The following is a 12637-nucleotide window of genomic DNA, read 5'->3' as shown; positions in this document are numbered from 1 at the left end:
CGATCGGGTGCATTGTCAGGCACCCCCCCTCTGGCCTGCCGGCCATCTCCCCCTCAGGTGGGGAGATCAGCAGCTTCAAGCTACAGCCTCCTCTGCGACTTCAGCATCGGATGAAAGCATGGCATTCGGGTCATCTCCCCCCTTGAGGGGGAGATGGCCGGCAGGCCAGAGGGGGGTGTCGGTCCTGCGAGATTGGGCTCAACGGTGGACAAATCCACTTATGTCGCCTCAATAACCCCTTGACCCCACTCACTTCCCACAAAAACACGCACCCCACTTATCCCCACCCTCTGTGCTTCCCCCATACTCATGCCATCGCCCTTGCGGGAGACCTGGTGCGCACCGGGTATCAGGGAGGGGCGTCGGTGCCGGGCTGGTCGTCTGCGGTAGACGGCTGGGTGATGAACCCCTAAGTTCGGCCCTCGAACCGGGCGCAGTGTTGCCCGCAGTTGCCGGCCATTGAGGCTGGATCTGCGGCATGGCCGGTGTATCGGTTGAGGGAAGCCACCGGACGGGCGGCCGCAAGGCCGCATTACTTACCTAAACGAGCGACCAAACGGCCGCCCGTCCTCCCGACCTCATCAGAGGTCAGTTCTTTGACAATGGCCAGACGCGAAAGCGGGCGTGGCGATGAATAAGCGCAACCATCTCTTCGTCATCCCAGGGCGGAGCAGGCCGAAGGCCGTTGCGAAGACCCTGGGATCCATGCCGTAACCGAGCGGCAGCGTGGAAAGGGCGCAAAAGAAGGCCCCCCATTCTGAGCCGCCCTGCACCACACAATCTTCACGGCATGGATCCTCGGGTCGCGCCTGTCGCTACGCTCTGGCTTGCCCGAGGATGACGAGGAAAAGACGAAGCGGGCGTGGTGCTAGATAAGCGTGCGCTTTCCGCCTCACATATCGACGACGACGCGGCCCCTGATCCTGCCTTCAACGATGTCGCGCGCGGCATCGACAATGCCGTCGAAGCCGATGGTGGTCGAAAGTGCCGCAAGTTTGCCGACGTCGAGATCGGTGCCGATGCGCCGCCAGGCTTCCAGCCGAAGTTCCTTCGGCGCCATGACGGAGTCGATGCCAAGCAGGGAAACGCCGCGCAGGATGAAGGGAGCGACCGAGGACGGCAAATCCATGCCGCCGGCCAGCCCGCAGGCCGCGACCGCGCCGCCATAGGCCGTCATCGACAGCACGTTGGCCAGCGTATGGCTTCCGACTGCATCGACGCCGCCGGCCCAGCGCTCCTTGGCGAGCGGCTTGCCCGGTCCCGAAAGTTCTTCGCGCGCAATGATTTCGGCCGCGCCGAGATCGCGCAGATAATCGGCCTCGCTGCTGCGTCCGGTCGATGCGATGACGTGATAGCCGAGGCCGGAAAGGACCGCGATGGCAACCGAGCCGACGCCGCCGGCAGCGCCCGTCACCACGACCGGGCCGCGCTTCGGCACGATGCCGTGGCGCTCCAGCGCCATCACCGACAGCATGGCCGTATAGCCGGCGGTGCCCACCGCCATGGCGTCATGGGCGCTGATGCCGTCGGGCAGCGGCACCAGCCAGTCACCCTTGACGCGGGCGCGGCCGGCATAGGCGCCGTAATGGGTTTCGCCGACGCCCCAGCCGTTGAGGATGACCTTGTCGCCCTTGCGCCAGTCGGGATGGTCCGAGGACAGCACCGTGCCGGCAAAGTCGATGCCGGGCACCAGCGGCCAGCGCCGCACCACCGGCGCCTTGCCGGTGATGGCGAGGCCGTCCTTGTAGTTCACCGTCGTCGCCTCGACGGCAACGGTGACATCGCCTTCCATAAGGTCAGCTTCGGTAAGGTCCGTGACCGCAACCGACTGGTTCTTGTCCGCGTCGCGCGAAACGAGGATGGCTTTGAATGTGTCCGGCATGTTGTGTCCCTTTTTTGCGCGGGACAATGCGGCGTCAATCTGCGGAAATCAATCGTCCGAAGGTCGTGTCTGCCGACGCCAGCCGACGAATTCGTCGAGGATGACCAGCACAGCGCCGACACTGATGAACGCATCGGCAAGGTTGAACACGGCAAACGACCAGCTCGGCGTGTGAAACAGGATATAGTCGATCACATGGCCGTAGACGCTGCGGTCGATCAGGTTGCCGAGCGCGCCGCCGACGATCAAGGCAAAGCCGGCGCGGGCCAGCACCTGTCCCGGTTCTGTGCGGGTGGCGAGGAAGATGACGAAGGCTGAAACCAGAAGCGACACGATGATCAGGCCGGTGTCGCCGAAGGACGACAGCATCGAAAAGGCGATGCCGGTGTTGTAGGTGCGAAAAAGCCCCAGGAACGGCAACAGGTCGATCTTCTCCTGGAACGGCAGGCCGGTTTCGACCAGGTATTTTATCCACTGGTCCACCGCCATCGCTACAATGACCAGCAGGGCGTAGGGCGTCAGCGATTTCAAAATGCCCAGCTTCATGTATGCGTCGTTTCCAGTTTCAACGCCCCGCGCCGGATCTCAAACAGCATCACCCCCGTCGCGACGGCGAGATTGAGCGAGTCGGCGCGGCCTTCCTGCGGAATGCGCAGCAGGCGATCGCAGCTTGCCGCCAGATCGTCCGGCAGGCCCTGCTGTTCGTTGCCCATCAGAAGCAGCACCGGACGGCCGGAAAAATCGACCGAGCGATAGTCCACCGCGCCTTTCAGGTGCGTACCGGCGACGAGACCGGAAAAACCCTTGCGCCAGTTGAGAAACGCCTCTGCGTTCGCCTTGGCGACCGGAACCGCGAAGATCGATCCCATGGTGGCGCGCACGGTTTCGACCGAGAACGGATCGGTCGTGTCGCCCACGAGAATGACGCCCTTGGCGCCAACCGCATCGACGGTGCGGATCACGGTGCCGAGATTGCCCGGGTCGCGTACCCGGTCGAGCGCCACCCAGACGTCACCGCCCTTGGGGCGGATTTCCTTCAGCGGCACGAGGCGCTGGGCAAAGACGCCGACCACCATTTGCGGATTGTCGCGGCGGGTGATGGCGGAAAGCACCTTTTCCGAGACTTCCAGCACCGTGCCTCCGGCAGCCACCGTGCGGGCGGCCACTTTCTCGACCGCCGCGTTGCCGCGTCCGGCCTTGGCGAACACCAGCGTGCGGATTTCCCAGCCGAGGTCGAGCGCATCGATGACCAGCTTCAACCCTTCGGCCATGAAGGCGTTCTGCTGGTCGCGGAATTTCTTCAACGCCAGCGCCTTGATGTCCTTGACCAGCGGATTGGCGAGGCTGGTGACTTCCTTCACCTGTCCGACCGCGCGGCGGCCTTGATGTTCGCTGCCGTGATGGTTGCTCATTGCGCTACCCATCTGGAAAACAGGGAGGTCGAAAGCGCCCGCCCGGCCGATTTCTCGCGGATGATCAGCTCGCCCGATTCAATTCTGCCGCCCATGCCGGCAAACGTATCGCGCATCAAGGCATGAATGGCGAAGAACGAGGCGCGGATGGAATAGGCGGTCAGCACCACGGCCAGCGGCTTGGGCGTCAGGATCGAGCGGCAGATGTCGGTCAGGGCCGGCAGGTGTTCGAACAATTGCCAGACCTCGCCCTTCGGGCCACGGCCATAGGCGGGCGGATCGAACAGGATGATGTCGTAACGGCTGCCGCGGCGCTCCTCGCGCTCGGCAAACTTCATCGCATCCTCGACGATCCAGCGGATCGGCTTGTCGGCCAGCCTGGCGATTTCCTGGTTTTCCCGCGCCCAGCCGATAGCCTTCTTCGAGGCATCGACATGGGTGACCTCTGCGCCGGCGCGCGCCGCCACCAGCGAGGCAAGACCGGTATAGCCGAACAGGTTCAGCACCTTGACCGGACGTCTGGCATTTTCAATCAGCCCAGCCATGTGATCCCAGTGCGAGGCCTGTTCGGGAAACACGCCGACATGGCGAAAAGACGTGAAGCGGCCGAGATAGTCGATGCCGTTGTGCTTCATCGGCCACGTCTCACCAAGCGGCGACTTGGGAAAGCGCCAGCGGCCCATCCCTTCCTCGTCGGTGTCGCCGGTAAAGACCGCATCCGCCCGGTCCCATTCCTTTGCCGGCAGCGCGCGCTGCCAGATCGCCTGCCCCTCGGGGCGGATGATGCGGTAGGGGCCGTATTGCTCAAGCTTTTCGCCGCTGCCGCTGTCCAGCAGCGCGTAGTCGGCATTGGGCGCGACCTCAAGGATCAGCGGCAATCGCTCCGCCGGCAGCAGGCCTTCGCGACGGGCGAGAATGCGAGGTTCCGGCTTCGGCTGTTGCCGCTCCTCGGCCTTTGCCGCCACGCGTTGCGGCTCCGGGCGGGAGTCGCGCTGGGCCGCCTGTGCGGCGCGCGGCTTGGCGTTCTGGTGCTGGCGGCTGTCGCGGCGTTGATCGCGAAAGGATTTCAAGGACGTGCATCTCCGGACGACAGCGCCGCTTTTGGCACAGCCGTGGAGCCTCCGCAACAAACTGCGTCAGGAACGCAGCGTCTTGTAGACGGCGATGCCTGCGGCGAGATCCTCAAGTGCGGCTCCGACCGACTTGAACAGCGTGATCTGACTGGCGCTGTCGCGCCCGGCCTTCTCGCCCCGCGCCAGTTCATGCAGGTCGGCCACGATACCCTCGGGCTTCAGCAGGCCGGAAGCCAGCGGCTGGACGATATCGCCTGCCTCCTTGGTCGCGCCGGCGCGGGTATCGACATAGACGGCGGCGCGCGAAATGGCGTCGTCGTCGCTCTCACGCATGTCGGGCGTAAAGCCTCCGACCAGATCGACATGTGCGCCCGGCTTCAGCCGCGCGCCCTTCACCAGCGGACTGGTCGAGATCGTCGCCGACGAGACGATGTCGGCAGTGGCGAGTTCGGCGTCGAGATCGGTTGCTGCCTCGGCAACCAACCCTTCCGCTCGCAATTGAGCAGCGACCTTCCCGGCGTTGGCCGCGGTCCGGTTCCAGATGCGGATGGTTTTGATGGGCCGTACTGCGGAGTGCGCTTTGGCAAGGAAGGGCGACAGAGCGCCTGCGCCGATCACCAGCAGCCGCGAAGCGTCTTCGCGCGCAAGGTAGGACGCTGCCAAGGCGGATGCGCAAGCGGTACGCCATTGAGTCAGGCGCTGGCCGTCAATCAAGGCTTCCGGTTCGCCTGTACCTCCATTCAGCAACAGGTAGAGCCCCATCACCGCTGGCTTGCCGATGGCGTTGTTGTCCGGCGATACCGTAACGATCTTGACGCCGATATGGCCGTTGGCCGAACTGCCGGCCGCATTGAAATCGGTCCATGCCGGCATCAAAAGCAGGGTCGAAGCCGCTCCGTCAGGCCGCTCGATGGTATGATGGTGACGTACCGGTTGCACGGCCCCTTCGCGGAATGCCGTGCGCAACGTCTCGACCAGCGAGGGAAACGTCAGGGCGCGATCGACATCGGCTGCCGAGATTGTGAGCATCGAAAACTCCGCAACAGATGTATCAGCCTGGCAGTTGCCAGCTCAGTTGGTGGGCCGCGGCAGGGCCGGGTTTTGCTGGGGAGGGGCAGCGGGACGGCTGACCGCTTGTCTCAGGCTTTCGGCCTCGACGCCGCGCTGGCGTGCCAGCTTGCGGTAGCGTCCTTGCCTGACCCAGGTGGCAAGGCTGCCGACAAGTATTCCGAGTGCAAGAGCGGCGAACAGGAAAACGAAAAAGGGCAGCGTGTAGGTCAGCGACGGGTTGCCGGGGTTGAACGGGTCAACCGTGAAAGCGACAAGTTCGCGGTTGGCCACCGCCAGCGCAATCAGGATGATTGCCAGCGGCACGATGATGACAACCAGGGCAGCGCGATTGAACATGAGTTTCCCGTCGATCCGGCGCTATTTGTCGCCGTTCAGCCGTTCGCGCAATTCCTTCCCGGTCTTGAAGAACGGCACCCATTTTTCCTCGACGTCGACGGATTCGCCGGTGCGCGGGTTGCGGCCCGTGCGGGCAGGGCGGTTCTTGACCGAAAAGGCACCGAAGCCGCGCAATTCCACGCGGTTGCCTTCGGCAAGAGCATCAGTGATCTCATCGAACACCGCGCCGACGATATTTTCGACATCACGCAGGAAAAGATGCGGATTGCGCGTGGCGATAATTTGCACGAGTTCAGACTTGATCATGCGAGCGATCCCCTTCCACAAAAAAACGCCGTTCAAAATTATGCAGATGATTTTATTGTCTTTTTCACTCGTTAAACGACCTGTCAAGGGTGCCAGACCGAGACAAGACCGTCAAGGAACAAGCGGTCGGCACCGATTTCGTGAAGCACCTCGCCACTGTAGTCGGGCAAGCCGAGCGCCCGGGCGACGGTGCGAGTCAACGCCTTCGAAAACAAAAGACCGGTTGTGCTGTCCGTATTCTTCCATTCGATGACCTTGAGCTTGGCATCCACGCCCTTGGTCGCGAGCCAGTCGACGGCGACGTCTTCGCCGCCGACGGCGTCGATCAGCTTGTTCTCCAGCGCCTGTCTGCCGGTGAATATGGACCCGTCCGCCAAGGCCAGCACCTCGGGCTTCGTCATCTGGCGCCGTTCCATGACGATGCCGACGAACCAGTCGTAGCTGTCCATGATGAGCTTGCGCACCATGGTACGTTCATCTTCGGTGGTTGGATTGAAAGGCGACGGCTCGGCTTTCAGCGGCGAAGATTTCACTTCCTCGAGTTTGACGCCGATCTTGTCCATCAGGCCGGTCACGTCGGGAAACTGGATCAGCACGCCGATCGACCCGACGATGGATGATTTGCGGGCCACGATATGATCGGCAGCGCTGGCGATCATATATCCGGCCGAGGCAGCCAAAGTGCCTACGGATGCCACGACGGGCTTTTCCGCGGCAATCTTGCGCACTTCCTCGTAGATCGCTTCACCGCCGGCTGTGGTACCGCCGGGAGAGTCGATCTGGAGGATCACGCCTGCGACGCTGGGCGACTGACGGATCTTCTCCAGCCGCTCGAGCAGCTCTTCGTCCTCGGTGATCGTGCCTTCGATCTTGACCTTGGCGATGTGCGTGCCGGCGGTTCCGGTGAATTCGTCGTCGTAGACCCACGTCGCAAAGGCAATCAGACCTATTGCGGCGATAGCCATCGCTGCGGCACGCCAGAACGTCAGCTTCCGCCGCAACCGGCGGCGGTCGATCAAGTCATCGGCTCTCAGCGGCATGTCCAACCTCGTTGGGAACTTGGCCAGACACATTTAGAGCATGCGCAAGGCTGCCGCCACCGCTTTCCGGCATCAATGCGTCGCTTTGGCGCTCTCGACCATCCCCTTGCGCAGGTTTTTCTGTATCGTGTATCTTTGCAGGCGGTATTTCCTGTGCTTATGCACCGGAGAACGTCATATTTTTGCAGTTTTAGTTCGCTTGTGCTTGTTTGAACGCCTCGGCGTGCCGAACTATAGGTCGGCATTTGAGGGGCTTATACGCTTGAGAAAGCAGCGATAGTGGCGCGATCGACAAAAGCGGCCAGTCAGCGTGACATACATGTCGCGCCATCGGCCAACGACGATTTTGAAGCCGGTTCCGGAGCGGATCGCGCCGTTGCGTTCGATCGTGCCCAGCAACATTCTCGCCGGGTACGGCGGTTGAAATTCGCATTACCGCTGATGGCGGTGGTGATCGCCGTTGCCTTTCCGGTCTATTCCTACCTGGTTACGCCGGTCACGGTAGCCGTCAAGACCGACGACAGTGCGTTTTCTGACGGCAAGCTGGTTATGGCCAATCCCAAGCTGGAAGGCTTCACCAAGCAGAACCTTCCGTATGCCATGACCGCGGTAAGAGCCATCCAGGAAGTATCGAAGGAAAATGTCATCGCGCTGGAAGGGATCAATGCCCGGCTTCCCATCGATGCCAAGACCACCGCGGTCGTCAATGCCTCGACGGGAACCTACGACCGCGAGAAAAATACGCTCGATCTGAATAGCGCCATCACCATCACGACTACGGATGGAATGGTCGCGAAGTTGAAATCGGCCTTTCTCGACATGGGCAAAGGCAATATGAAGACAACCGAACCCGTCGATATAAGCCGTGCTGGCTCGCGTATCACATCGGAGACGATGTCGGTCGAAGACAACGGCAAGGTGTTGATCTTCGAGAAACGTGTTCGCGTCAATATCGATCCCGCCCAAGCCAAGGCGGCCAACAAGACAAGCGGAGATCCGAATGCAACGCAGTGATTCGATGAGGCTTCTGGCCCTTGCATCGGTCTTGTCCCTTGTCGCGATGGCTCCCGCATTCGCTCAGTCGAACGGGACCAGCAGAATGTCGGGCCTCAAGCTCTCGGGCGATCAGCCGATCCAGATTGAAAGCGACAAGCTCGAGGTGCGCGAGGGTGACAGCGTTGCCATCTTCACCGGCAATGTGAATGTCGTCCAGGGGCCGACCGTGCTGAAGGCCGGCAGCATGAAGGTCTACTACGCCAAGGAACAAGGGGCTGCTTCCGGCTCCAGCACCGCTGGGTCGGCAACGACCGGGACCGCCAACATCGATCACCTTGAGGTGAGCGGAAAGGTCTACATCAAGTCCGACACGCAGGTTGCCACCGGCGACAAGGGCACCTTCGACATGAAGAGCGAAGTGCTTGTCCTATCCGGCGAAAAGGTAGTCTTGTCCGATGGCGCCAACGTGCTGGTTGGTTGCAAGCTGACCGTCCAGATGAAAACCGGACTGGCGCAGGTCGACGCCTGCGGACGCCGTGTCATGATGTCTATCACGCCGGGTTCGCAGAAACCCTGATGATTTCATTTCCCAAGCTGCGCCTGCCTAAACTGGGGGCCTCGCGGCCTGACGCGCCGGCAATAGCCAAGTCCTCGTCCACCAAGTTGAAGGGCACCCTGATCGCCAGGGGGCTTTCCAAGAGCTACAAGGGCCGCAAGGTGGTGAGCGGCGTGTCGCTTGGCGTTCGTGCGGGTGAGGCTGTCGGCCTGCTCGGCCCCAATGGCGCTGGCAAGACGACCTGTTTTTACATGGTGACTGGCCTCGTCCCTGTCGATGAAGGCACCATCGAAATCGATGGCTACGACGTCACCTCCATGCCGATGTATCGCCGTGCAAGGCTTGGCATTGGCTACCTGCCCCAGGAGACCTCCATCTTCAGGGGGCTGACTGTCGAGCAAAACATTCGTGCCGTTCTCGAAGTGGTGGAGAAAAGCCGCAAGGAGCGCGAGAAGAACCTCGACGAACTGCTTGAGGAATTCCATATCAGCCATCTGCGCACCGCACCTTCCATGGCGCTTTCGGGCGGCGAGAGGCGACGCCTGGAAATTGCCCGCGCTTTGGCGAGCCGCCCGGCCTATATGCTGCTGGACGAGCCTTTTGCGGGTATCGATCCCATCGCCGTGGCCGACATCCAGCAGCTTGTGCGCCATCTTACCGCCCGCGGTATCGGTGTCCTCATCACCGACCACAATGTGCGCGAAACCCTGGGTCTGATCGACCGTGCCTACATCATTCATGCGGGCGAAGTGCTGACGCATGGGCGCGCGGAGGAAGTCGTCGCCAATCCCGACGTGCGCCGGCTCTATCTCGGCGAAGGCTTTACGCTCTAGGCGAGCGTCTGCAACGCTGCTGCCGCCTTGCTTTCAGAATTGCCCCTTGGCTAACACTCCGGTAAGCGGCGTCTGCTAGCCATTGCCTTGACAAGCAAAAGGCGGGCCAGTTTCATTGATTGATCCGAAAAATTAGTCGGTTGCTCGGCGATCTGCCGACAAGGAGGCATTGACCGTAACGATGGCGCTCGCGGCCAAGCTACAGTTGAGACAGGCGCAGTCGCTGGTGATGACACCGCAACTGATGCAGTCGATTCGTCTGCTGCAGTTCACGCAGACCGAGCTTGAGCGGTTCATCGACGAGGAAATCGAGCGCAATCCGTTGCTGGAGCGTGCTGAACCGCAAGACTCCACTCTCAACGATCCGGAACCTGTTGCGGAGCTTCCTCAAGCGGCAACCGACGGCGACTGGTTCGACAATGAGGTTGCCTGGACGTCCGAAGCGATCTCCGAAAAGCTGGACACTTCACTGGAAAATGTGTTTCCGGACGATCCCGGCACCAGCGAACATCTCGGCCCCGACCTTGCCTCCCAGTGGAAATCGACCGCAAGCGGCGGCTCCGGCGGAGCCTCCGAAGGCTTCGACATGGAGGATATGGCTGCGGCAGCGGTGACGTTGCGCGACCATATCGGAGAGCAGATCGCCTTTGCCTTCAACGACCCCGCAGATCGGCTGATCGCTGCTGAACTCACAGACAGCCTTGATGAAACCGGCTATCTGCGTGCCGAGCTCAATGAAGTGGCGGAAAGGCTTGGCGCCGATCTTGCCACGGTGCAGCAGGTGCTATCCACCTGCCAGTCATTCGATCCAGTCGGCATCTTTGCACGAGATCTTGCTGAATGTCTTTCGCTGCAACTTGCAGTGCGCGACAGGCTGGACCCTGCAATGCAGGCGCTGGTGGCCAATCTCGACCTTTTGGCGCGCCGGGACTTCCAAGCCCTCCGGCGTATCTGCGGCGTCGACGAGGAAGATCTGCTCGACATGCTGGCCGATATCAAGGCACTCGACCCGCGCCCGGGCTTGGCGTTTTCGGGTGGCGTCAGCGATGCCATCGTTGCCGATGTTGAAGTCAGACCCGCCAGCGATGGCAGTTGGGCGGTCGAACTCAATCCCGATACCTTGCCGCGCGTCCTGGTCGACCAGGTCTATTTCGCCCGTGTTTCCAGCCATGCCAGAAGCCAGGGCGAGAAAGATTTCCTCAGCGAATGCCTTCAAAGCGCCAACTGGCTGACGCGCAGCCTCGACCAGCGGGCGAAGACCATCCTCAAGGTGTCATCCGAGATAGTACGCCAGCAGGACGCTTTTCTCGTCCATGGAGTGCGCCACTTGAAGCCGCTCAACCTGAAAAATGTTGCGGACGCCATCGGTATGCATGAATCGACCGTCAGCCGGGCAACAGCCAACAAATACATGCTGACACCGCGCGGGGTGTTTGAGCTGCGTTATTTCTTCACGGCGGCGATTGCGGCTTCCAGCGGCGGCGCAGCGCATTCGTCCGAGGCTGTGCGCGACCGCATCAAGCAGATGATCGATGAGGAGCAGGCGAGCGATGTTCTGTCTGACGATACGATCGTCGATCTGCTCAAGACCGACGGCATCGACATTGCCCGGCGTACGGTCGCCAAGTATCGGGAAGGTATGAATATTCCTTCGTCGGTCCAGCGTCGTCGCGAGAAAAAGGCGATCGCCAACGCTGCGCGCTAGCGCTTGTGTTCTTTCCACAGGTCTGGGGTTTCGTTGACAAGCCGCAGTGAAGTGGCTAGAAGCCCGCCCGCATGAAGCGGGCAGGGCGTCCGCACAGGGATGGCCAGTAAAGCGTGGGCAACAGGCTGTCTGTAACCGTCGCAAAGTTCGGACGTAAATTCGGCGCAAGGAGCGCCGTGCGGCTTGTACGAACGAACCACGGGTATAAACTCCGGATAGTTTGAAGCCTGGACAAGGAAGGTCAGTATTCAGATGGTACTGCGCATAGCGGGAAAACATATGGATATCGGCGATGCGTTTCGCACACGCATCAACGACCGTGTCGGTGAAGCGATCGGAAAATATTTCGATCGCGGATTTTCAGGACAGGTCACTGTCATCAAATCGGGCTCTCGCTTTTCGGCCGATTGCATGATTCGGCTGGATTCGGGGACGTCGCTGCATGCTACCGGGGAGGCTCAGGATCCGTCGCTGGCTTTCGACGCTGCGGCCGAGCGCCTTGAAACACGGCTTCGACGCTACAATCGTCGTTTGAAGTCGCATTCACCGGTTAATTCGGTGATGGATTCCACCAACATCGCCTATGCGGTGATGGAGCCGCTGGCGGATGACGACGAAGACATCCCTGCGGATTTCGCTCCCACAATCGTTGCAGAATCGACGATGACGCTGAAGACCATGTCGGTCGCCTCGGCTGTCATCGAACTCGACACCACGGGCAGCCCCGTTCTGGTGTTCCGCAATGGCGGCAACGAACATCTCAACATCGTCTATCGCCGGCCGGATGGAAACATCGGCTGGATCGATCCGGCAGCGGTCAAGACCGCGTAGGGACAGGAGAGACAGCCGGCATCGCGAAAGGCGGCCGGCTGCGGTAGACGAAGCAGAGGAATTTCAAGAATGGCTCTGAACGATCTTGTCGACGTTCCGGCAATCTTGCCGGCGTTGAAGGCCAACTCCAAGAAGCAGCTTTTGCAGCTTTTGTCGGAGCGCGCGGCCGTGATTTCCGGAATCCCGGAACGCGACATATTCGACACGATCCTGCAGCGCGAGCGGTTGGGTTCCACCGGCGTCGGCAACGGCATTGCCATTCCGCACGGCAAGCTGGCCGGAGTGAAGCGCATTACCGGCGTGTTCGCACGTCTTGAAACGCCGGTCGATTTCGAGGCGCTCGACGATCAGCCGGTCGATCTGGTGTTTCTGCTTCTGGCGCCGGAAGGGGCGGGTGCCGATCATCTCAAGGCGCTGTCGCGCATTGCCCGCGTGCTGCGCGATGGCGATACCGTGGCTAAAATTCGCGGAACCCGCGATGCAGCGGCTATCCATGCGCTTTTGTCGGATACGCCGGCGTCACACGCCGCCTGAAAAACAGAATAAAATAACGAGTTTTCCAGGGCCGTGAACAGCGGCCCTCTTTCGTTGCGCGC

At 61.3% G+C, this 12637-nt stretch carries 14 protein-coding genes; 6 read left to right on the top strand and 8 right to left on the bottom strand.

Annotated elements, in window-relative coordinates:
• Positions 1 to 892 precede the first annotated feature (892 nt).
• The 8 genes from ASD50_RS00410 to sppA all read right to left on the bottom strand — a co-directional run bounded on the left by ASD50_RS00410 (position 893) and on the right by sppA (position 7120).
• Positions 893 to 1882, bottom strand: coding sequence for an MDR family oxidoreductase (locus ASD50_RS00410; RefSeq protein ID WP_056234165.1), 990 nt, complete (start codon positions 1880 to 1882; stop codon positions 893 to 895).
• Positions 1883 to 1930: 48 nt separating this feature from the next.
• On the bottom strand, positions 1931 to 2413 hold the full coding sequence (gene lspA / locus ASD50_RS00405) for a signal peptidase II (protein ID WP_056234703.1): 483 nt from the start codon (positions 2411 to 2413) through the stop codon (positions 1931 to 1933).
• Between the two features lie 11 nt (positions 2414 to 2424).
• Positions 2425 to 3294 carry a TrmH family RNA methyltransferase gene (locus ASD50_RS00400; RefSeq protein ID WP_056234161.1) on the bottom strand — a complete coding sequence of 290 codons (870 nt, stop codon included), beginning with the start codon at positions 3292 to 3294 and terminating at the stop codon, positions 2425 to 2427.
• A complete protein-coding gene (locus tag ASD50_RS00395) occupies positions 3291 to 4364 on the bottom strand; it encodes a class I SAM-dependent rRNA methyltransferase (RefSeq protein WP_056234158.1) in 1074 nt (357 codons plus the stop codon). Before ASD50_RS00395 ends, ASD50_RS00400 begins: the two co-directional genes overlap by 4 nt.
• A 66-nt stretch (positions 4365 to 4430) precedes the next feature.
• Positions 4431 to 5396 (bottom strand): ornithine cyclodeaminase family protein, encoded by a 966-nt coding sequence (locus ASD50_RS00390; RefSeq protein WP_056234153.1) that lies wholly within the window; start codon positions 5394 to 5396, stop codon positions 4431 to 4433.
• A 42-nt stretch (positions 5397 to 5438) separates the two neighbouring features.
• Positions 5439 to 5774: a hypothetical protein gene (locus tag ASD50_RS00385; RefSeq protein WP_056234150.1), complete on the bottom strand. Its 336-nt coding sequence runs from the start codon at positions 5772 to 5774 to the stop codon at positions 5439 to 5441.
• A 21-nt stretch (positions 5775 to 5795) separates the two neighbouring features.
• Positions 5796 to 6080 carry an integration host factor subunit beta gene (locus tag ASD50_RS00380; protein WP_056234146.1) on the bottom strand — a complete coding sequence of 95 codons (285 nt, stop codon included), beginning with the start codon at positions 6078 to 6080 and terminating at the stop codon, positions 5796 to 5798.
• A gap of 83 nt (positions 6081 to 6163) precedes the next feature.
• Complete coding sequence (gene sppA / locus ASD50_RS00375; protein ID WP_056234141.1) at positions 6164 to 7120, bottom strand: signal peptide peptidase SppA; 957 nt, start codon at positions 7118 to 7120, stop codon at positions 6164 to 6166.
• Between the two features lie 276 nt (positions 7121 to 7396).
• On the opposite strand from sppA, the gene lptC reads away from it, so the two are divergent.
• The 6 genes from lptC to ptsN all read left to right on the top strand — a co-directional run bounded on the left by lptC (position 7397) and on the right by ptsN (position 12575).
• Entirely contained in the window at positions 7397 to 8134 is a 738-nt protein-coding gene (lptC, locus tag ASD50_RS00370) for an LPS export ABC transporter periplasmic protein LptC (RefSeq protein ID WP_056234137.1), read from the top strand.
• Positions 8121 to 8693 carry an LptA/OstA family protein gene (locus ASD50_RS00365; protein WP_056234134.1) on the top strand — a complete coding sequence of 191 codons (573 nt, stop codon included), beginning with the start codon at positions 8121 to 8123 and terminating at the stop codon, positions 8691 to 8693. Before lptC ends, ASD50_RS00365 begins: the two co-directional genes overlap by 14 nt.
• Positions 8693 to 9505 (top strand): LPS export ABC transporter ATP-binding protein, encoded by an 813-nt coding sequence (gene lptB, locus ASD50_RS00360; protein WP_056234129.1) that lies wholly within the window; start codon positions 8693 to 8695, stop codon positions 9503 to 9505. The genes ASD50_RS00365 and lptB overlap by 1 nt, the downstream gene beginning before the upstream one ends.
• A 181-nt stretch (positions 9506 to 9686) precedes the next feature.
• Complete coding sequence (rpoN, locus tag ASD50_RS00355) at positions 9687 to 11210, top strand: RNA polymerase factor sigma-54 (protein WP_056234125.1); 1524 nt, start codon at positions 9687 to 9689, stop codon at positions 11208 to 11210.
• A 252-nt stretch (positions 11211 to 11462) separates the two neighbouring features.
• Positions 11463 to 12041 (top strand): ribosome hibernation-promoting factor, HPF/YfiA family, encoded by a 579-nt coding sequence (hpf, locus tag ASD50_RS00350; protein ID WP_082549444.1) that lies wholly within the window; start codon positions 11463 to 11465, stop codon positions 12039 to 12041.
• Between the two features lie 69 nt (positions 12042 to 12110).
• Positions 12111 to 12575 carry a PTS IIA-like nitrogen regulatory protein PtsN gene (gene ptsN, locus ASD50_RS00345; protein ID WP_056234118.1) on the top strand — a complete coding sequence of 155 codons (465 nt, stop codon included), beginning with the start codon at positions 12111 to 12113 and terminating at the stop codon, positions 12573 to 12575.
• The last annotated feature ends 62 nt before the right edge of the window (positions 12576 to 12637 follow it).

The sequence above is a fragment of the Mesorhizobium sp. Root552 genome (genome assembly GCF_001427285.1).
In the GTDB taxonomy this organism is placed as follows: domain Bacteria; phylum Pseudomonadota; class Alphaproteobacteria; order Rhizobiales; family Rhizobiaceae; genus Mesorhizobium.
This window is presented reverse-complemented; position numbering and strand designations above follow the sequence as displayed.

Bases quoted from the DNA above. Each gene is read 5' to 3' on its own strand.
- ASD50_RS00410 (WP_056234165.1), bottom strand. From the start codon at position 1,882: ATGCCGGACACATTCAAAGCCATCCTCGTTTCGCGCGACGCGGACAAG.
- ASD50_RS00400 (WP_056234161.1), bottom strand. From the start codon at position 3,294: ATGAGCAACCATCACGGCAGCGAACATCAAGGCCGCCGCGCGGTCGGA.
- ASD50_RS00390 (WP_056234153.1), bottom strand. From the start codon at position 5,396: ATGCTCACAATCTCGGCAGCCGATGTCGATCGCGCCCTGACGTTTCCC.
- ASD50_RS00385 (WP_056234150.1), bottom strand. From the start codon at position 5,774: ATGTTCAATCGCGCTGCCCTGGTTGTCATCATCGTGCCGCTGGCAATC.
- ASD50_RS00380 (WP_056234146.1), bottom strand. From the start codon at position 6,080: ATGATCAAGTCTGAACTCGTGCAAATTATCGCCACGCGCAATCCGCAT.
- sppA (WP_056234141.1), bottom strand. From the start codon at position 7,120: ATGCCGCTGAGAGCCGATGACTTGATCGACCGCCGCCGGTTGCGGCGG.
- ASD50_RS00365 (WP_056234134.1), top strand. From the start codon at position 8,121: ATGCAACGCAGTGATTCGATGAGGCTTCTGGCCCTTGCATCGGTCTTG.
- lptB (WP_056234129.1), top strand. From the start codon at position 8,693: ATGATTTCATTTCCCAAGCTGCGCCTGCCTAAACTGGGGGCCTCGCGG.
- rpoN (WP_056234125.1), top strand. From the start codon at position 9,687: ATGGCGCTCGCGGCCAAGCTACAGTTGAGACAGGCGCAGTCGCTGGTG.
- hpf (WP_082549444.1), top strand. From the start codon at position 11,463: ATGGTACTGCGCATAGCGGGAAAACATATGGATATCGGCGATGCGTTT.
- ptsN (WP_056234118.1), top strand. From the start codon at position 12,111: ATGGCTCTGAACGATCTTGTCGACGTTCCGGCAATCTTGCCGGCGTTG.